This is a genomic window from Rhizobium sp. Pop5, assembly GCF_024721175.1.
Taxonomy (GTDB): Bacteria; Pseudomonadota; Alphaproteobacteria; order Rhizobiales; family Rhizobiaceae; genus Rhizobium.
In genome coordinates, this window is the sequence record NZ_CP099402.1 from 488,302 (window position 1) to 507,328 (window position 19,027).

Annotated in this window: 19 protein-coding genes; 8 read left to right on the forward strand and 11 right to left on the reverse strand. The window is 60.4% G+C overall.

The annotated features are described in order from the left end of the window. Positions 1 to 12: 12 nt before the first annotated feature. Complete coding sequence (locus NE852_RS30275) at positions 13 to 1,938, forward strand: PAS domain-containing sensor histidine kinase (RefSeq protein WP_258156970.1); 1,926 nt, start codon at positions 13 to 15, stop codon at positions 1,936 to 1,938. Positions 1,939 to 2,100: 162 nt separating this feature from the next. After that, positions 2,101 to 2,544, forward strand: a complete 444-nt coding sequence (locus tag NE852_RS30280; protein ID WP_258156971.1) for a pseudoazurin — start codon at positions 2,101 to 2,103, stop codon at positions 2,542 to 2,544. On the opposite strand, the gene NE852_RS30285 is transcribed toward NE852_RS30280, so the two are convergent. Both NE852_RS30285 and hemN read right to left on the reverse strand, forming a co-directional pair. Then, positions 2,534 to 3,055, reverse strand: coding sequence for a hypothetical protein (locus NE852_RS30285; protein WP_245270520.1), 522 nt, complete (start codon positions 3,053 to 3,055; stop codon positions 2,534 to 2,536). The two genes, NE852_RS30280 and NE852_RS30285, sit on opposite strands and share 11 nt — an antisense overlap. A gap of 59 nt (positions 3,056 to 3,114) precedes the next feature. Continuing rightward, a complete protein-coding gene (gene hemN / locus NE852_RS30290; RefSeq protein WP_008522794.1) occupies positions 3,115 to 4,467 on the reverse strand; it encodes an oxygen-independent coproporphyrinogen III oxidase in 1,353 nt (450 codons plus the stop codon). A gap of 274 nt (positions 4,468 to 4,741) precedes the next feature. Here hemN and NE852_RS30295 point away from each other — a divergent pair, with 274 nt between their 5' ends. Together NE852_RS30295 and NE852_RS30300 are read left to right on the forward strand one after the other, a co-directional pair. After that, positions 4,742 to 5,098, forward strand: coding sequence for a hypothetical protein (locus tag NE852_RS30295; RefSeq protein ID WP_008522796.1), 357 nt, complete (start codon positions 4,742 to 4,744; stop codon positions 5,096 to 5,098). A gap of 148 nt (positions 5,099 to 5,246) precedes the next feature. Beyond that, the gene (locus NE852_RS30300) at positions 5,247 to 5,972 is read left to right on the forward strand and encodes a response regulator (RefSeq protein ID WP_258156972.1); all 726 of its coding nucleotides are present in this window, start codon (positions 5,247 to 5,249) and stop codon (positions 5,970 to 5,972) included. A gap of 235 nt (positions 5,973 to 6,207) precedes the next feature. Here NE852_RS30300 and NE852_RS30305 read toward each other — a convergent pair whose 3' ends face one another. The 4 genes from NE852_RS30305 to NE852_RS30320 all read right to left on the reverse strand — a co-directional run bounded on the left by NE852_RS30305 (position 6,208) and on the right by NE852_RS30320 (position 11,107). Next, a complete protein-coding gene (locus NE852_RS30305; RefSeq protein ID WP_008522803.1) occupies positions 6,208 to 6,555 on the reverse strand; it encodes a TraR/DksA family transcriptional regulator in 348 nt (115 codons plus the stop codon). Between the two features lie 175 nt (positions 6,556 to 6,730). Continuing rightward, positions 6,731 to 7,030 carry a hypothetical protein gene (locus NE852_RS30310; protein ID WP_008522806.1) on the reverse strand — a complete coding sequence of 100 codons (300 nt, stop codon included), beginning with the start codon at positions 7,028 to 7,030 and terminating at the stop codon, positions 6,731 to 6,733. Positions 7,031 to 7,392: 362 nt separating this feature from the next. Beyond that, the gene (locus NE852_RS30315) at positions 7,393 to 9,693 is read right to left on the reverse strand and encodes a heavy metal translocating P-type ATPase (protein ID WP_258156973.1); all 2,301 of its coding nucleotides are present in this window, start codon (positions 9,691 to 9,693) and stop codon (positions 7,393 to 7,395) included. 430 nt (positions 9,694 to 10,123) lie between these two features. Then, positions 10,124 to 11,107, reverse strand: a complete 984-nt coding sequence (locus NE852_RS30320; RefSeq protein WP_008522817.1) for a zinc-dependent alcohol dehydrogenase family protein — start codon at positions 11,105 to 11,107, stop codon at positions 10,124 to 10,126. Positions 11,108 to 11,340: 233 nt separating this feature from the next. Here NE852_RS30320 and adhP point away from each other — a divergent pair, with 233 nt between their 5' ends. The 4 genes from adhP (at position 11,341) to NE852_RS30340 (ending at position 14,844) form a co-directional block, all read left to right on the forward strand. After that, positions 11,341 to 12,414 carry an alcohol dehydrogenase AdhP gene (gene adhP / locus NE852_RS30325; protein WP_258156974.1) on the forward strand — a complete coding sequence of 358 codons (1,074 nt, stop codon included), beginning with the start codon at positions 11,341 to 11,343 and terminating at the stop codon, positions 12,412 to 12,414. A 248-nt stretch (positions 12,415 to 12,662) separates the two neighbouring features. Further along, positions 12,663 to 13,385, forward strand: a complete 723-nt coding sequence (locus NE852_RS30330) for a CBS domain-containing protein (RefSeq protein ID WP_037170650.1) — start codon at positions 12,663 to 12,665, stop codon at positions 13,383 to 13,385. 16 nt (positions 13,386 to 13,401) lie between these two features. After that, complete coding sequence (locus NE852_RS30335; RefSeq protein ID WP_008522832.1) at positions 13,402 to 13,788, forward strand: hypothetical protein; 387 nt, start codon at positions 13,402 to 13,404, stop codon at positions 13,786 to 13,788. Positions 13,789 to 13,869: 81 nt separating this feature from the next. Further along, positions 13,870 to 14,844 carry an ABC transporter transmembrane domain-containing protein gene (locus NE852_RS30340; protein WP_008522834.1) on the forward strand — a complete coding sequence of 325 codons (975 nt, stop codon included), beginning with the start codon at positions 13,870 to 13,872 and terminating at the stop codon, positions 14,842 to 14,844. Between the two features lie 66 nt (positions 14,845 to 14,910). Here NE852_RS30340 and NE852_RS30345 read toward each other — a convergent pair whose 3' ends face one another. The 5 genes from NE852_RS30345 to NE852_RS30365 form a co-directional block, all read right to left on the reverse strand. Continuing rightward, positions 14,911 to 15,735, reverse strand: a complete 825-nt coding sequence (locus tag NE852_RS30345) for a universal stress protein (RefSeq protein ID WP_258156975.1) — start codon at positions 15,733 to 15,735, stop codon at positions 14,911 to 14,913. Between the two features lie 174 nt (positions 15,736 to 15,909). After that, complete coding sequence (locus tag NE852_RS30350; protein ID WP_008522848.1) at positions 15,910 to 17,241, reverse strand: HAMP domain-containing sensor histidine kinase; 1,332 nt, start codon at positions 17,239 to 17,241, stop codon at positions 15,910 to 15,912. Beyond that, on the reverse strand, positions 17,238 to 17,915 hold the full coding sequence (locus tag NE852_RS30355) for a response regulator transcription factor (RefSeq protein ID WP_008522851.1): 678 nt from the start codon (positions 17,913 to 17,915) through the stop codon (positions 17,238 to 17,240). The genes NE852_RS30350 and NE852_RS30355 overlap by 4 nt, the downstream gene beginning before the upstream one ends. Further along, positions 17,912 to 18,481, reverse strand: a complete 570-nt coding sequence (locus tag NE852_RS30360; RefSeq protein ID WP_008522852.1) for a cytochrome b/b6 domain-containing protein — start codon at positions 18,479 to 18,481, stop codon at positions 17,912 to 17,914. Before NE852_RS30360 ends, NE852_RS30355 begins: the two co-directional genes overlap by 4 nt. 2 nt (positions 18,482 to 18,483) lie before the next feature. Further along, complete coding sequence (locus tag NE852_RS30365) at positions 18,484 to 18,750, reverse strand: PepSY domain-containing protein (protein WP_008522854.1); 267 nt, start codon at positions 18,748 to 18,750, stop codon at positions 18,484 to 18,486. Positions 18,751 to 19,027 lie beyond the last annotated feature (277 nt).

Consider the following 19,027-nt stretch of genomic DNA (forward strand, 5'->3'; position numbering starts at 1 on the left):
GGACCGACGTTCATGCCCCATCGCCTCGTGTCGCCGAGAACCGCATCGTACCAGGAACTGGATGCAATGGTGCACGTGCTCGACGGTACGGAGATTCTGATCCATCGGTTCGATGAAACCATCACGCACTGGTCCATCGGTTGCGAGAACATGTACGGCTGGGCAAGAGAGGAAGCGGTCGGCGAGAAGGTTTACGAGCTGCTTGCGACGAAATTTCCCGAGCCGGCAGAAGACATCCGCGATCAGCTGAAATCACGCGGCTTCTGGCAGGGCGAAATCATTCATCGTCACAAGAGCGGATACGATATTCACCTCGCGTCCCGTTTCGTGCTCGTCAACCTGCCGGATGGTGACCTTGCGGTCATCCAGACGAACAGCGACGTCAGCGCATTGAAGGGTGCCCAGGAGGCGGTCAAGTCCCGCGAAGCGCACCTCAGCTCGATCCTGGATACGGTGCCCGACGCCATGGTGGTGATCGATGATAGGGGAACGGTGTTGTCGTTCAGCAGGGCTGCAGAGAAACTGTTTGGAATGTCTTCCGACCAGATTTGCGGCCGCAACGTCAGCGACCTCATGCCGAACCCCTACCGCGACGCCCATGACGGTTACATCAATCACTATATCGATACGGGCGAGAAACGCATCATCGGCTATGGGCGCGTGGTCACCGGGCAGCGGGCGGATGGATCTCAATTCCCGATGGAGCTTCATGTCGGCGAGGCGACGGCGAACGGAGAACGCATATTCACCGGCTTCATCCGCGATCTCACGAGCCGTTTCAAGATCGAGGAAGATCTTCGCCAGGCGCAGAAGATGGAAGCGATCGGGCAACTGACGGGCGGCATCGCGCACGACTTCAACAACCTGCTCACCGTCATCAGCGGCAATCTCGAAATGATCGAGGACAAGCTGCCGCCCGGCACCCTTCGTGACATTCTCAAGGAAGCTCAGTCGGCAGCGCAGGACGGCGCGATCCTCACGGGCCAACTGCTCGCCTTCGGCCGGCGCCAGCCTTTGAATCCGAAACATGCGGATCTCGGTCAGGTCGTCGGTGGCTTCTCGGACCTGCTTCGGCGAACGCTTGGGGAAGATATCAAGCTGTCGACCGTCATCGAAGGATCGGACCTCGACGTCCTTGTCGACAGTTCCCAGCTTCAGAACGCCATCCTGAACATCGCCTTGAACGCCAGGGATGCCATGCCGAAAGGCGGCAGTCTTACGACGACGATCTCGCGGGTTCACCTCGATGCCGATTATGCCAAGATGTATCCGGACGTGCGCAGCGGCAACTTCGTGCTTGTCGCCATGACGGACACCGGCGTCGGGATGAACGAAGAGGTCCGGCAGCGGGCGATAGAACCCTTCTTCACGACAAAGGGAGTGGGAGCGGGCACGGGTCTCGGACTCAGCATGGTTTATGGCTTCGTGAAACAATCGGGCGGCCATCTCCAGCTTTACAGCGAAGTCGGGCGCGGCACGACGGTGCGCATATACCTTCCCGCCACCCACGAGGCGAAGGTGCCGGAGCCCATGGCGGCCGGCGACGCCGGCGAGAACCAGCTGCCGGGCGGAAACGAAACGGTGCTGGCCGTCGAGGATGACGCCCGCGTTCGCCGCGTCGCCGTCGCCAGGCTCGCTTCCATGGGCTACACCGTGCTTGAAGCCGAAAATGGCCATCGCGCGCTCGATCTCCTGCAGGAAAACAGCCAGATTGCACTGCTCTTTACCGATATCGTCATGCCGGGAGGGATGACGGGCGATGAACTCGCCCAGGAGGTGCGCCTGCTGCGGCCTGATATCGCCGTGCTCTTCACGTCCGGCTATTCCGAGCCCGGCCTTGCGAGCAAAGGCATCGTTCCCGGCGCGCAGTGGCTGCGCAAGCCCTATACCGCAAAAGAACTGGCGCTGAAGATCCGAGAGCTTCTCGACGCGAAGTAATATCCGCGGCGACGCAGTGATTGCCCACCGCCTTTCGGAACAATTCGGACCGGAATTGTCAGCTTTTTCCTCTATTTGACGAGCATCAAAGAGGCCGGATCGAGCATGTCCTAGAAGCTGTGCACGAGGTCAAATCGACCTCGCCAAACAGGAGATATGCATATGCGTTTGAGATTCGGTTTGTTCGCTGCAACGGCAGCCCTGATGGTTTCGACAGCACCGTTGATGGCCGCCGACCACCAGGTTCAGATGCTCAACAAGGGCACGGACGGCGCCATGGTGTTCGAACCCGGTTTCCTGAAGATCGCTCCCGGCGATACCGTCACCTTCGTCCCCATGGACAAGAGCCACAATGTCGAGACCTTCAAAGGGCTCATCCCCGACGGCGCTGCCGAATTCAAGTCCAAGCCGAACGAGCAGTATCAGGCGAAGTTCGACGTTCCAGGCGCCTATGTCCTGAAATGCGCGCCGCATGTCGGCATGGGCATGGTTGCGCTGATCGAGGTCGGTGACAAGCCATCCAATCTCGACGCAATCAAGACTGCGAAATTGCCGAACATGGTGCGCAAGCGGCTCGATGCCGACCTCATACAGATCACCCAGTAATTGACGGTAGTGTGGGTTGGCGGCGACTGCGCGCCATCCCGCACCGTCTTCCGCCGCTCATGCCGCCGTTTGCTCGATTGGTGCCTGCTGAATCGATCCCATGATCTCGCGTTCCGATTTGATCTGCCGGCGCATGGGGCACAGGAACGAGCGCATCTGATATGCGACGGCTTCCCATGACAGCCGGCAACTCCCCTCGCCCAGAGCGGTCAGTATAGCGACCAAGTCTTCCGTGGCATTCAGGCTGGATGAGCGCTGTGCTTGACGCCTCTTCCGACTCCTGATGTTCCATGGCCCGCTTGAGGGCCGCCGAGCAGTGCAATCGGTCCTCAAGCTCGTATGTCGTCAGCAGCAAGGGCATCAAGTCGCTTGAGATCCGGCCGCAAAGGCCTTCGTCGATGTGACAGGGCAGGAAGTCCGCGATCGCCTGAAGCACGTCGCACCACCACAAGAGCTTCTCATAGCGGCGTTCGAGTTCCATGAAATGGATCGGAACTGCATTTTTCATCATGTAGCCTCCGCAGGGACCGTGCAGAAGGGAGCCGGCCACGGAACCCGAACGGTTCCCAATTACGCCGCCTTGCTGTGCGTGCGTCCATGCGAGCCGAAATAAGCGTCGAATGCCGCCGCGACAGCGCGGACCATGAAACGTGCGTCTTGCGAAACGATGACCCGATCATCCCGGATCATCGCGACGCCATCGGCCACGAGCTCGCCGAGCCGTTCGTTGCGTTCGATGAGCAAGCCGGCGTCGAAGCCGGACGCTCTGCTCAGCCTCCCGAGGTCGACTTCAAAGTCGCACATCAGCCGTTCGATGATCCTCGCCCGAAGCTTGTCCTCTTCGGTCAAAACGTATCCCTTGGCCGTCGGCAGCACGCCGGATGCAACGCGCTCCGCATAGAGGCCCAGCGGCACGTGATTCTGCATGTAGCCCGTCGGAAGCCGCCCGATCGCCGAAGCGCCGAGGCCGATGAGGCTGTCGCATTCGTCGGTGGTGTAGCCCTGGAAGTTCCTCCTCATCGTTCCGTTGCGCGCGGCGACCGCAAGCTGATCCTCCGGCAGCGCGAAGTGATCGAGACCGATACGCACATATCCCGCTTTTTCGAGTTCCACGGCGATGGCTTCGGCCTGCTCATTGCGCTGTTTTGCGTCCGGAAGCGAGGTTTCGTCGATGAGGCGCTGATGCTTCTTGAAGGCCGGGATGTGGGCATAACCGAAAACCGCAAAGCGTTGCGGCCGCAGCAGAACGGCCAGCCGCACGGTTTCGATGCACGACTGCACGGTCTGTTTCGGCAGGCCGTATATGAGGTCGAAATTGATGCTGGCGACACCCGCCGAACGCAGGCCGGCAACCGCTGCCTGCGTCTGCTCGAAAGACTGCATCCGGTTGATGGCCGCCTGGACGACCGGATCGAAACTCTGGACGCCCAGGCTCGCGCGGTCGACGCCGTTTTCGCCCATCGCCTCGATCATCGAAGGCGCAAGCGTGCGCGGATCGATCTCGACCGCGACGCTGACGTTCTCCTCGAACGCGAAGGCGCTCCGCAGCTTCGCCATCAGCGCATCAAATTCCCGAGGTCTCATGATCGTCGGCGTACCCCCACCGAAATGAATGTTCTTGACGGGGATGTCGTTTCCGGCGGCGAAGGAGACGAGCTCGATCTCCTGGCTCATCGCATCCAGATATTCGAGAACCGGAGAGTCGTGCCGGGTAATGGTCGTGTGACACCCGCAGTACCAGCACATCGAGCGGCAGAACGGCACATGAAGATAGACCGAAACCGGTTCTGCTTCTCCGATCGCTGCAAGGCCCTTGGCGTATTCATTCGGTCCCACGGCGGCTGAAAAGGCCGGTGCCGTCGGATAACTCGTGTAACGCGGAAGCCGCGCATCGCCGTATTTGGCGACCAACCTGTCGGACATTCTAGCATCCTTTGTCAAAACCAGGATGCCTTATGACCCGCAGCGGCGCGCTCTTCCTTGTCCCAAATCAATAAAAGCGTTGGAAGGCAATCAGATGGATATTCAGGTTCCACGGCCGCTATCGCGTTTGAAGCGGCGAGAGTGCCGGCAGGCCCCATCGCCGGATCGAATTATCCGCATCGCATTGATCGAGGTCAAAGTGTCTTCCGGCTGACCTCGTAACCTTGGCTGGAAGCTGGAGGCTGCAGCGACCAGCCTATGACAGGAGCATAGAATGCCGTACGAAGTCGTCACAGCAAGCCTGAACGCCGATAAATCCGGCCGCATCGATGTGTATTTCGGCACCGAGAAAAAGACCGTTATCGTCTCGCGACGTGCATTGCTGTCCGCGGCCTCGCCTCCTCGCGCAACCGAAATCCGTCTTCTCCAATACATCGACATGTTCTGTGAAATTGCGGCGAGCCGCCTCGGCTCGACGGAGATGGGCGATGCGCTTCTGATCACCGCAAACGACGTCCGCAGATGGATTGACGCACGGCAATCGCCCGAAATGCCGGCGCATGCGGCAAGCCGATCTGATGCCGGAACAGCATGGATTTCGCCGAATCCAAATCGAACAGCTACGCCCTGAGATACGTCCAAAATCTCTCGCCCCTGGCTTCATTCCTTCTTTGCCGATGAAAGCAGATGCGGTGGCTGGTGACACCTCGACGGCGTGCGTGTTAAAGACGGTGCCAATGAATACCGATCTGTAACGAGCAACGGCTTGACGGATGACGATGGCAACAGCTCAGAGTGACGCGCATCTTCTCGTTGTCGATGATGATCCGCGGATTCGCCAGATGTTGACGCGCTATTTCGAGGGCGAGGGTTACACGGTCTCTTCCGCCTCTGACGGCACCGAGATGCGGGTACGCCTGCGTCAGCAGAATTTTGACGCCATCCTGCTCGATCTCGTCCTCCCCGGCGGCGCCGACGGTCTTGACCTTGCTCGCGAAATCCGTGCCCAGTCCGATGTCCCGATCATGATGCTGACGGGCCGCGACGATGTCGTTGACCGGATCGTCGGTCTCGAAGTCGGCGCCGACGATTACATCGCCAAACCGTTCCACCTGCGGGAAGTCCATGCGCGCCTGAAATCGATCCTGCGCCGCCGGCAGCCTGCCCTGCGTGGCGCTGAAGCGGCCGGCGAGGAGATTATCGGCTTCGAGGACTGGAAACTCAATCTCAGCCGCCGCCAGCTTCTCGATCCCGAAGGCGTTGAAGTCGAGCTGACGACCGGCGAATTCGATATGCTGACCACCTTCGCGCGCCACGCCGGCCGGGTCCTCACGCGCGACGTGCTGATGGAATTGACCCGAGGCCGAAACCTCGAAGCCTTTGACCGGACGATCGACGCCCAGATCGTCCGGCTGCGCCGCAAGATCGAAACCGACCCGAAGAAGCCGCAATTTATCAAGGCCGTTCGCGGCGTCGGCTACGTCTTCACCGCCAAGCTCGATTGAGCTGCTGAGATGACATCCCCATTCAAGAGCAGAGTATGGCAGCCCCGCTCAAACCGACCGAGGTCGTCAAGCGCCCTGTTGGAATCCGGAAGCAGGTGGACGGTCGTGTAGGTCCGGATGCCGGCCCATCCCATGCCGCGCCAAGGCCGTGAGCAAAACGGTGCGCCGCATCGTTTTCAATCGGCGACCAAAACTTGCAGGCCGAAACACAGGAACCCGTCCGGTTATCGGCATATCAAACCGAACGCGCACAATCTTGGCAGATTGCGGCATACGGAACCGCGTCCAGCCTTCGCTCGTCAATCACGTCGCCGCACTTCGAGCAGCGCCCGAAGGTTCCATGATTCAAACGGTCGAGCGCGGCATCGATAGCCGCAAGTTCGCTCTGCCCGGCAGTGCCGAGTTCTTCCAGTACTTCGTCGTTGTTGCGCTCTATCGCGCGATCGTCGTCATCCGGATCGCGAGGTCGTTCCAGGTCCTGCTCGATCGCATGTAGGCGTTGTCGCAGCTCCTCCTGACGTTTTACCAGTACCGAGCGGTATCTCTCGTAATGCTGAGCGTTTTGTGCAGGCGCTTTCTGCATGGTCGGTTCGTCCTTGTTAAGATGCAGATTGTAAGTGGAGTCTTACCTCAACTTCGTTTTAAGGCTTTGATCGTGGTCAATAACAAGAGCCGCATAAAGAGTCCTCGAAGCCCGTAATCGAACTGCTGTCGCCCAGGGTATCGCATCGAATTTATCGACCCTGCCAGGCCCGCGGCTAGAACAGGTCCTTGCCGTTTCTGCCAACGAATTCAGTCCAGAACCCCTTCGCATGCGCTTCCTTCACAAAGGAATTTGCGCTGAGTGCGTCTGCCCGTATGACGTCGTTGAAGCATTGCGCAAAAGGAGAGCAGAGTTCGTCACGCACCCAGGCACGGGCGCGCGGCGAAACCGCGGCGATTTGCCAGTCATCATTGCTCGTTCGCTCAAGACGAAAATCGACTCCGGAGTAAGACGGATCGGAATTCGCCGCATCAACCAACAACACGTCTGCCTTCCGCGAAAGAATCTGGCTCATGTCCTTCTCCTTCTTGCAATCGGTGCGACCCAACTCCCGAGTGGCGCTGGCGCTTCCGTCTCATCCTCGCGGCATTCCGGTCTCCCGAAAGGGTCACGGCGTCGCCTCGCAGGCTGCTTTGCTATCATTGACACAAATCGGACATTTGGAATTTGACCAGCGTCAAACGCAGGCGTCAGCACATCAGCCCGCCATTTGATCCTGCGCAGTGCCTCTTCGTGGGCGAGTTCTAGACTATCGCCTTGGTGCAAATTGGAAAATGACATGAAGGCGATGGTTGCCAGTAGTCAACCGCCTGCGGTAGCGCTCCGTTGCTGCGCTCGAAATCCCGAAGGTCGTGTCGGGTGGGCGAACAAAATCATTCATTCGGCCTCTAGCGAACGGTAGATCTCTTCCTCCTGCGCAAAATGAAGACGCGTGATCGCTTCCAGCCCGTGCAGCAGTCGCTGGACCTCACCAAGCTGCGTCTCTGTCGGCATGTCGCTGTCGAACGCCTTTCGCATGACGGTGAGGTTATGGATCTGTCGTTGAATTTCCATGTGGGTTCGGCTCATTCCGGCGAGAACATCGGGCCCTGTATTCCTTCGGCGAAGGCGCGCGTAAACCTGTTCGTCTCTTTTCTCATGGGGAAGGAGCCGGTCACGCAGCCCACGATCCAGTCTTTCGAGCTCGTCTTTTGCCTTCTTTCCTGGCAGGCGTGCAATCCGGTCCGCAGTAATGCCAATGTCGTCGACCACGTCAGCTAAGGCCCTGTGTTCAGCCTCCAGAGCCAGCAGGTCTTCTTTGCTCAATCGAGGCGAAGCCACGCCGATCGCGATTGGTGGCCCAAGGGCGCGGAGCGCGTTCAGAATGACCGCGACATCAATCGCCTCCTGGAACAATGCCCCTTCTACTGGCGTCAGATAGCCGAACGCGGCTGCGATCATGCCTGCGATCGACAAGCCCATGCCGGCATAGACGCTCTGCAACGCAATCCGGCGTGAGCGTCGGGCTATTTGGAAGGCATCGACCAATTTATCAAGTCGATCGAGCAGGATCACAACATCTGCCGCTTCAGACGAAGCAGCGGCGCCGCGCGCTCCCATTGCTATGCCGACATCGGCCGCCGCAAGCGCCGGCGCATCATTGACCCCATCACCGATCATCACGACGGGGCGGTTTCTCGCCTGCTCCATCTTGACGGCGTTTGTCTTATCCTCCGGCTTCATTTCGCTGATGACGTCGTCCACCCCAACGAATGCGGCGACGCCCGCCGCGAGATCAGCGCGGTCGCCGGTGACGAGGACAATACGCGCAATGCCAGCCTGACGCAGATGCCGCAGCACGAAACCCGCTTCCGGACGAATCTGATCCGCCAGTAGCATTGCCCCGGCAAGGGCGCCGTCGATTGCCACAACGACCGCGACTGTTCCGTCGCGCCTTATCCATGCCTCGATCTCACGACGAAAATGCGAGTCTTCTATCCCTGTGCTCACGAAAGCCCAGCCACCGATTATGAGGTTTTGGCTGCCGACGCGGCCCGTCAACCCAGAGCCAGGAGTCTCGCGAACGTCACTGGGTACATCAAGCTGTAGACCCCTCTCGTGGGCAGCGGTCACGAGGGACTGGGCCACCACATGAGGCGAGCTCTGATCCAGCGATGCCGCCAACCTCAGTAGCTCGAGCGCGTCGAGATCGCCTTGCACCTTGATCTCGATCAGGCGGGCACGACCATCGGTTACCGTCCCCGTCTTGTCGAGGAGAACCGTCCTTGCGACTGCAAGGGCCTCAAGAGCACCTCCGTCCTTCACCAGAACGCCCTTCTTTGCACAGCGGGAAATGCCGGACACGACGGCGACGGGTACCGCAAGTATCAGCGGACAGGGTGTCGCCACGACGATGACGGCAAGGGCTCGAGTTGCGTCACCGCAGAGCGCCCAAGCCGAGGTCGCGATCGTCAAGGTGAGAGCGAGGAAAGCGAGACCGAACCTCGCCGCCAATCGCACCATCGGTGCTTTGGTCCGTTGAGCCGCTTCGACCAGTCGGACGACACCAGCATAGGTGCTATCAGCAGCCGCGCTTGTCGCTTGGAGATCAAAGGCATCGCCGGCATTTGTGGAGCCGCTCATCACGGCCTGGCCCGAGGTTCGCCGGACAGGCAGAGCCTCGCCCGTCAGCGCGGATTCATCGAGGACCGCAGCGTTGCCAGCGACGATGCCGTCGACGGGTACCACTTCGCCGCGACGGACCAGAATGAGATCGCCTGGGGCGATGCCCGATACGGCAATATCTTCGATGCGGCCACTTTGATAACGGGCCGCGCGACTTGGAACCCGGCTGAGCAGCGCCGTCATCTCGCGACCGGCCCTGTTCTGGGCGAAAGTCTCCAGGAACTGCCCGCCGGTAAACATGAGTGCTACGACAATTCCAGCCAGATATTCGCCGAACGCGATAGCTCCACCCATAGCCAGCGCGGCAATCAGATCGAGGCCGAAATCCTTCCTGTGCAGACCGATGCCGATATCGACGAGGAGCACCGCGAAGACGGTTGCCGTCGCCGTCGTCCACAATTTCGCGGCAAGGTCCTCCTGGCCTGCAAACCAGGCCAGTCCGCCAGCGACCAGCGCCAATGTCACCAACGGCAGCATCCATGTCTTGGCGCCACGCCAGCCGCGCATCAGCATGTGAACGTCTCTCCGTTCTTTAAATAAGGTCCTCCTGAGACCGAAGCGGCAAATGCAATCGGCAAAACGTCTTCGGCCTACCGGCGTTCAAGGCAATTATACGCCCCCAGCCAATGCCGATCAGCTTGCGTCTGAGCATGATCATCCTGCGGAGGGCGGCGCGTTGACTCAAATCAAAAACGCCGCCGGCAAGATGATCCGTCCGGTGCACCGAAGTGCCCTGCTCCGGAGAAAGGTTACATAAGCGATTTCGCGTGGCAGTCCCTCAAGCGGCGCGTCGGCCAGCCGAGTACTGCCCGCCGGCCAGGCGCAACTGCCGGCGGGACGTGTTGCGTGAAGCTGGGGTAGGTAGCAAATGCTCTGCCCGGGCAAAGCTTATTTCACTGCGCCTCGTCAAAGCTCATGAACCAGTGGGCATCCAAGCAACCGCTCAAGGCGTCAGCACGGCTGCCCCGCTCAACCGGCCGGCCCTGAGATCGTCAAGCGCCCTATTAGCGTCAATCAGCGGGTAGACGGTGGTATGGGTCTTGACGCCGGCTTGGCGAGCGACCGGAAAGAATTCCTCCGCGTCGGCGCGCGTGAGATTAGCCACCGAAACGACGCTTCGCTCGCCCCAAATCAGGGCGTAGGGCATCGACGGGAGATCGCTCATGTGGATACCGCCGCAGACGACTCTGCCCCCTTTCCGCACTGCCTTCAAAGCGGCCGGCACGAGTTCGCCTACCGCAGCGAAGATGATTGCCGCATCGAGCATGGCGGGCGGACTTTCATCCGAACCTCCCGCCCAGACGGCGCCGAGACCGAGCGCGAAACGCTGCGCCGCTTCGTCGCCGGGACGTGAGAAAGCATAGACCTCGCGACCCTGCCAGCGACAGATCTGCGCGATGATATGGGCGGCCGCGCCGAATCCGTAAAGACCGATCTTGCCGGCAGCGCCGGCCTTCTTCAGCGAACGCCATCCTATAAGGCCCGCGCACAGCAGCGGCGCAAGCGAAACAGGATCGGCATCTTTCTCGAGCGCAAAAGCATAATCGGCATCCGCAACGACATGTGTGGCAAAACCGCCATCGCGCGTGAAGCCGGTGAATTCGGGACGGTCGCAGAGGTTCTCCTGCCCGGCGCGGCAGAAGGCGCAGGACCCGCAGGTATATCCGAGCCACGGCACGCCGACCCTTTGCCCGATCCGCGACGAAGCGATATCGCCGCCGACGGCCTCGACGATGCCGACAATCTCATGGCCGGGAACGAGTGGAAGCTTCGGGTCGGGAAGATCACCGTCACAGACGTGAAGGTCGGTTCGGCAGACGGCGCAAGCCTCCACCCTCAGCATTAATTGCCCGTCTCCCGGTGCGGGATCGGGCTGCTCTATCAAGCGTAGCGGAGAGCCCACCCTCTCGAGGACCATTGCCTTCATCAACGCCTCCTCACCTTTGCGAGACCGCCCCTCCCCAAGATGGGGCAGGCATTCTCTTTACGCTGCCCGACGGCATTTAATCGAACCTGCATGATGAGCGCGCTTTGCCCGGCGTCAAGCTTCGGCCGCGCTCGGCACCGTGGCCCTTTGCGGCTATTTGAGATGGATCAACGTGCGCGGCGTGCATCGCCTGCATCATCCGTCATCGATAAACATCGTGAAGGGGTGAAATCATGACGAGCAGAATGATGAAGGCGGCGGTCGTTCGGGAATTCGGCAAACCGCTGGCGATCGAATGCGTGCCAGTGCCCGTGCCAGGCCCGGGCGAAATTTTGGTAAAGGTCGTCGCGTGCGGGGTATGCCATACCGATCTGCACGCCGCCGAAGGCGATTGGCCGATCAAGCCGACACCGCCCTTCATCCCCGGGCACGAGGCCGCCGGTATCGTTGCTGCCCTAGGTTCCGGCGTTACCGAATTCAAGGAAGGCGATGCTGTCGGTGTCGCCTGGCTGCACGACGCCTGCCTGCGCTGCGAATATTGCGAAACCGGCTGGGAAACGCTCTGCACGCACCAGCACAATACCGGCTATAGCTGCAACGGCGGTTTTGCCGAGTACGTCATTGCCTCGGCCGCCTTCGCCGCCCGCCTTCCCGCAGACGTCGACTTTGCCGAGATCGCTCCGATCCTCTGCGCCGGCGTCACGACCTACAAGGGACTGAAGGAGACCGAAGCACGGCCCGGCGAGTGGGTGGCGATATCGGGGGTCGGTGGTCTTGGCCATGTCGCCATCCAATATGCCAAGGCGATGGGGCTCAAGGTGATCGCCCTCGACGTCGCCGCTGCCAAACTCGACCTTGCCCGCCAGGTCGGTGCCGATATCGCGCTCAACGCCCTCTCCGAGGACGCGATCGAGAAGGTGCTGAAGGCAACGAGTGGCGGAGCGCATGGGGTGCTCGTCACAGCCGTCTCGCCGCCTGCTTTCTCCCAGGCGCTCGGCATGGTGCGTCGCAAGGGCACGGTCAGCCTCGTCGGCCTGCCGCCGGGCAACTTTCCCACGCCGATCTTCGACGTCGTGCTGAAGCGCATTACCGTGCGCGGCTCGATCGTCGGCACGCGCCGCGACCTCGACGAAGCGCTGGCTTTTGCCGTCGAAGGTCGGGTGCGGGCCGAGATCGCCAGCGCGCCGCTCGACGACGTCAACAATGTCTTCGCAGGTCTCAAAGCAGGAACGATCGCGGGCCGCATGGTGCTCGACATCGCTGGAGAAGCTGGCGCAATCGCAGCGCAGGGCAAGTCCGTAGCATAGCGTGACCGCGCCGCGCGATGTCTCCGCCACCCAGGGAAGCGGCGGAGACATCTGCGTTTCAGGACAAGAGCAGCGTAGCCCTTTTCCGCCACATGCACTCGGCGAGCCAAATCTTTGACGCCGATCAAAGCGCTTTGCCTGGATCGCGTTACCGTGGGTTCGACGGTTCAGGCAACTGCCTGCTTATCGGAAATCGAGTGCGCCGCGCGCACCGGCGCTATGAAGCCTGCCTCACCATGGAGTCGAAAATGCTCGTTCAAGCCATCATGACATTGCCGGTGATCACCGTGCCGACATGCTGCTCGGTCGCAGAAGCAGCCCAGCTGATGCTCGATAACAGGATCAGCGGCCTCCCCGTCGTCGATACCAACGGAGCGCTCGTCGGCATCGTCAGCGAAGGAGACTTCCTGCGCCGCAGCGAGCTGAACACGCAGCGCAACCGGCCGTGGCTGCTCGATTGGTTGACGAGTCCGGGAAAGATCGCCACGGAATACGTTCGCACCCACGGCCGGCGCGTTGACGAGGTGATGACCTCGCCGGTCAGCGCGATTGCGCCGACGGCTTCCGTTTCCGACGCCGTCAGGCTGATGGAGCGCTACGATATCAAGCGCCTGCCCGTCGTGGAGAATGGCAAGCTCGTCGGCATCATCGCACGCTCCGACCTCTTGCGGGCCCTGTCTCGGGCGCTGCCGACAACGTCCCCGTCCCCTGATGATGCGCAGATTCAGGCGGCAATCGAGGCTGAGTTCGCAAAGCAGAGCTGGAGCCGCAACGGCTTCATCCATTGCCATGTCTCCGATGGTATTGCCGAGTTGACGGGCACGATCTTCGACGAACGCGAGCGCCTGGCCGCAAAAGTCGCGGCCGAGAATGTCGCGGGCGTTCAATCAGTTAGGGATCTGCTGGTCTGGATTGACCCCTATTACGGCATCGCGCTGCCGCCGCCGGACGCCGAGGCCAGGCAGCCTTAACGTGAGGAGACAAATCGTGGAACATCCTGCTTTCAACGATCGGATGGCACAGCTGCTTGCCGCTTCGATGCTCGCGACGTCGGCAGCATTCGTGTTTCTGTATCCCGACATGGACAAGCTCGTGCTCGCTTCGGCAAATTTGTCTCTCTGCGGGCTGGTTCTGCACACGGGCAGAACAGTTCAGGGTGCCAAGGCGCGGCGGTGGGAGCAGGTCGCTATCGCCACCTGGCTCGCAGCCTCGCCCCGGTTGCTCGGCTTCGACCACGTCGCAGCGAGCCTGTGGGTCACGGTCGCTTTCGCCGTCCTTCTCTTCCTTCCCACCGCCTGGGCGACGGGCCGGCAGGAAGCGCCGCGAAGTGTGGAAGCCCGCGCCCGCGGTGCCCAATGGCGCCGACCGTTCTGATCCAGTCAACCACGCATCGCCACAGCGCAAGGTCATAGGCCTCACAGATTTTCACCAGCATGATGCGGAGCCAAGACGACAATGCCGAAGAGTCTATTCCGTTTCGTGCTCCTCACCGGCGGCCATCATCAGATCGCACTCGCGGCTCTTTCGATTATTCTCTTCCTCTCTGGTACGGTGCCGCTCGAGATCCAGAGGCGCATCATCAACGCGGCTACTGAGCGGGCTCCCTACCAGGCCATTATAATCCTCGTCCTTGCTTATCTCGGACTCGTCCTGCTGGAGGGACTGACCAAGTTGATGCTGAACACCTATCGTGGCTGGATCGGCGAGATCGCGGTCCGCTGGCTACGCAAGTCAGCGCTCGCCGCCTCTGAACGTTCAAGCGAGCCCCCTGTCGATGCGCTCGCCGAAGGTGTGCAGCTTTCGATCATCATCGCCGAGGCCGAACCGGTCGGCGGCTTCGTTGGCACCAGCATTTCGGAGCCGTTGCTGCAGACCGGCATCCTTGTCGCCGTCGGCGGCTATATGATCTACCTGCAACCACTGATGGCTCTTGCCGTCGCCCTCGTTTTCCTGCCCCAGATCGGCTTCGTGCCGATAATGCAGTCGGCGATCAATCGACGGGTGGAGACCAAGATCACCGTCACACGCCATGTCAGCCAGAGCATGGTTCAGCATGTCGCCACCAACACTGCGCTCGATGCCCAAGGCGGTCGGGTGGAGCAGCTCTTCTTGCTGAACATGAGCATCTACAGGATTAAGTTCAGCATGAACTTCATGGTGAACCTGATGACGCAGCTTGGCTATGCCGGCATCTTTGCGCTCGGCAGCTATTTCGTTGTAACCGGCAAGACTGAGATCGGAACCGTCGTCGCCTTCATCTCCGGCCTTTCGAAGATCAGAGATCCGTGGGGAGAGCTCATCGACTGGTATCGCGACCTGAGGATCACGCAAGTCAAGTATGCCATGATCCGGGATGCGAGTGCTGCAGTGGAAGCGCAGGAGGGCGCGTCGGACGGTCGCGCCGTCGCTGGTCAGCCGCGCGGCCTCTGAGCATCGACAATACGATCTCACAGCCGAGTCCTCCGAAGCCGGTCTCTAGACATCTCTGCCAAGCCCTTAATGCGATAGCAGCACTGGCAGCGTGATTCTGGTCAGCACCGCCTGTGTGGCGCCGCCGAGGACGAATTCGCGCAAGCGCGAATGGCCGAAGCCGCCCATGACGAGAAGATCGGCCCGCACTTCGAAGGCTTTGTCTTGGAGCACTTCTCCGACCGGCTCCCCGCGGGTACGCACCTGCATCGCTTCGGCCATCACGCCGCTCTTCAGCAGGTTTTCGATCAGGTATTCCCCTGTCTCGGATTTGATCGGCTTCTCATCGATGACGGAAAGCAGGCAGACCCTTGAAGCCCGTTCCAGGAAGGCCAAGGCGTCATGGGCCGCCCGTGCCGCCGCACGGCTGCCGTCCCAGGCGATGGCGACGTGGTCCATCCGGCCGCCGAAAGGCGCCCGGGGATAAAGGATGAGCGGCCTCCCGGAGCCGAACAGCACTGCCTCGACGATCGGACGGGAGACGCCCGCCAGCTCCAGCAGCACGAAATCGTAGGAACGCGATGCTTCCGCCAGCGCTTCGACGAGGAAAGGCTCCTCGATCCTGATCTCGCGCGTGCTGACATCAACCGAAGCCGCTTTTGCCTCATCGACCGCCCTTTGAGTCAGCACTGAGGCCCGCTTGCGGCTCAGCGCCTCGGCGTCGCGCGCCATCTTGGCCACGTCGATGATCAACGAGGACAGCGCATTGGAGACGTCGGGAACGGTGATCTCCACCGCACAGACGGTCAGCGTGGCCTGCATGTGGTGCGCAAGGGCAACTGCATTGGAGATCATGAATTCCGACGTCGCATCGGGATAGGTGAGGAGCGGAAGGAAGAGGTGCCGTTTCATGGGTGTATTCCCGAACAAAGAATTGCGCTCTGATGCCACCACCCTGGCATCTGATCGGAAATACGCATTGACCTGGCGCAATCGCAGCCCTCCCATCTTGCTTGATTAGCGAGGGGCGGTCGCCCGGAGGCTCGTCAAGCCTGGGAAGAAGCGGCGGCTGCGAGCGGTTCAGCCCTATTTCGGTTCGCCCGTCGGCAATAGAAGTTCGAACATATTGCCGTGCCGCGATTTGGACCGCCTCAATGATCCCTTATGAAGTTCCGCGATCCGTTCAACAATTTTAAGCCCTATCCCGAGGCCTTCCGCATTCTCGGTTTGATGGACGAAACTGCCTGGCCGGACATCCTGTCGATCTTCGACCTGAATACCGCATTTTCCAACCCTGACGATGATCTTCGTTGAATCGGGCGTATGGCGAACGGCATTCTCGATCAGGTTGCGAAGGGCGTCTTTCAGGAGGGCTGGCGCGGCTCTCATACCTGCCGCCTCGACGTGGGTGAACACCTCCAGCGAATGCTTGTTTTCGTAAACCCAAGGTGCAAGCTGCTCGGCCACGCCTGTACATAGGGCGACGAGGTCGACCACTTCGAACGTGCCGTGATCGAACGTATCCAGCCGCGCGAGCGCCGTCAGCTGGCTCACAAAATGCACGAGGTCATCGAGATCCGCCTCGGCTTTGCGCGCCCTCGGATGGTCAATACGGCCAAGTTCCAGTTTGATGGCTGCAAGCGGTGTGCGCACTTCATGGGCGATGCCCGATGTCAGTATCCTTTGCGACAGCATCAACTCGCCAATCCGTTGGAACGCCCGGTTGACGGCCACCGCGAGATGGGCAATTTCTCGCGGCATTCCCTCGAAGGGCAGATGGGATCTGGAATCCATCGGATCGATGAGTTCGGCAGCATCGGCCGCTGCCTTTACAGGCTTCAAGGCACGGCGAACTGATAATAAGGTTGCCCCGAGAACAAGTCCGAGCAAGATGCTCATCGGCACAATCATGTGCTCGAGGATCTCATTCCAAAAGACGCCGGACGCGAGATTCTCAGGATCGCCCACAGTGGCGACATCAACCAGAATTCGCTGCTCGCCGATCTGGAACGCTCGCCCCCCGACGAGCGTAAGAGGTTTTCCAGGCTTGATGGTGCGAAGCCAAAAATCTGGAGGATTGACCTCCGCGGGCAGGAAACGGCTTTCGCAGGCATCGTCGCAGGACTCGAAAATCAGATGGCCGCGGCCGTCGCGAATGCGCGCGACATAGCCGGTCTGTGGATGGGCATAACGCTGGCCTACAGTTGTCGGCAGCCTGTAGGTAACGGCGCCGTCCTTACCGCCCACGCCCGAGGCAAGCCGCTCTGTTTCCTGCTCGACATACAGGCGGGAAAGCTCCCCGACATTCCAATAATAGTCGGAAAAGACGACGGCGAGCTGGACAAGCATCGCGACCATGGCGAAGAACGCGATCCTTCGCGTCAGAATGGCCGTCAAGGTGGGAGTCGATCGAATCAATCCCGTTCCTCGCGCAGCATGTAACCGACGCCTCTCACGGTTTCGATGACGGCATTGGCGGGATGTCCCTCCAGTTTGCGCCGGAGCCGAGAGACTGCCAACTCGACGGCATTGCTGCTGCGCTCGTCGCCGAACTCGGAGAAGGCGTGTTCCATCTTGCGCTTGGAAACCACGTTTCCGCCATTGCGCATCAGCAGTTCGAGCAGCGATTTTTCCGAGGGGGCGAGCGCCATTTCCATGCCGTGACAGGTGACCTGGCGGGAGGCCGTCTCAAACCTGACGTCGGCGAATTCCAGTGTCGGCATCGCTGTGACGGGCGAGCGCCGCATCAGGGCGCGAATCCGTGCAATCAGCTCGCCATTGTTGAAGGGTTTGATCAAGTAGTCGTCCGCCCCGGCATCCAGCCCGGCGATCCGCTCGTCGACGGCCCCGCGTGCCGTCAGCACGAGTACCGGAATCTGCCGTTTCGCGAGACGCAGAGACCTCAGAATGTCCAGGCCGTCTTCGTCAGGAAGGCCGAGGTCAAGAAGAAGGAGATCGTAACTTGCTCCGTCAAGCGCGAGGCGGCCTTCGATTGCCGTAGCAAAGGCATCCATTCGCCAGCCGGCCTCGCGGATGGCTTCGCAAAGAAGCTCGCGAAGCCGGGCGCTGTCTTCGATCAGAAGAATCCTCATGCTCTCTTTCGACCTGTCACCATCGACCAGACGAGATTTTCCCGATGTCTCCAGCTCTCGATCAGTGCCGCCCCAGCATGGATGAAAGCGAGGACCATGATACTGTTGGCTATGACACCGTGGACTTCCTCAAGCCATTTGTCGCCCCAGAAGGCATCGAGCGTCGTCATCCAGCCACTGAGCGCGGTCATTGCAAGAAGTGCCATGAGGCCCAGCATCATGATCGATGCCAGCGGATTGTGGCCGATATAGCGTTGCTCGCTGCCATTGATCATACCAAGGATCTGCGTCCTCACTTTTGCGAGTGTCGGAAAGAAATCGCCGAACCGCGCATGCTTTGTTCCGACGACCCCCCAGACGATCCGCACCGCGATGGCGGTGGCAACAACATAGCCCGTCAAACGGTGCCAATATTTTCCTTCCTCCAAGACAAAAAGATTGAGGATGCAGGCCGTAACGACGGTCCAATGAAACAGCCTGACAATCGGGTCCCAGACCTTGACGGTGTCGCTCGCGACCTGGGAGAGCTGAAGACCCTCCGGCTTCTGCAATTCAACCGGCGCCATGGTCAGTCGCCTTTCTGGACGATTTCGCCCGACACCGGATTGAAATAGACTTCGGCGCGATCGCCGTTCTTGTCCTTGCCGTAGATCTCGTAGCAGCTTCCCGTGATCTCGAAGGTTTTTACCTTGTAGCCCAGAGCGTCGATCTTTTCCTTCATGGCCTTCTCGGGCATCCACTTGGACTTCGGCTCCTTGGTGCAGCTTGGGCTGGCGATCGCCAGAGCGGGAGTTGCGGCCAGGATCATAAGGGCGGAGATAAGTTTCAACTCCATGGTTCAATCCTTTGCTTCTGCCTTCCAAGAGGCGACAGCGACTGGATAGAGGCCTGAACCTGTCTGTTTGCTGTCGGTGAGACCATTCGAATCTGCGACAGGCTCAGACGGCCAGCTTGTGGGTACCGTTTTCCTGCCCATCGGATCGGGGACGGAATGCTGCGGATGGGTACACTTCCAACGCGCCTGCATTCCGATAGGAGTGGCTGGAATTGGCTTTGGGAGATCGTAGCAAGACGGACCGCAAACAGCGCCAGACGACAACCCCATGCTCTGC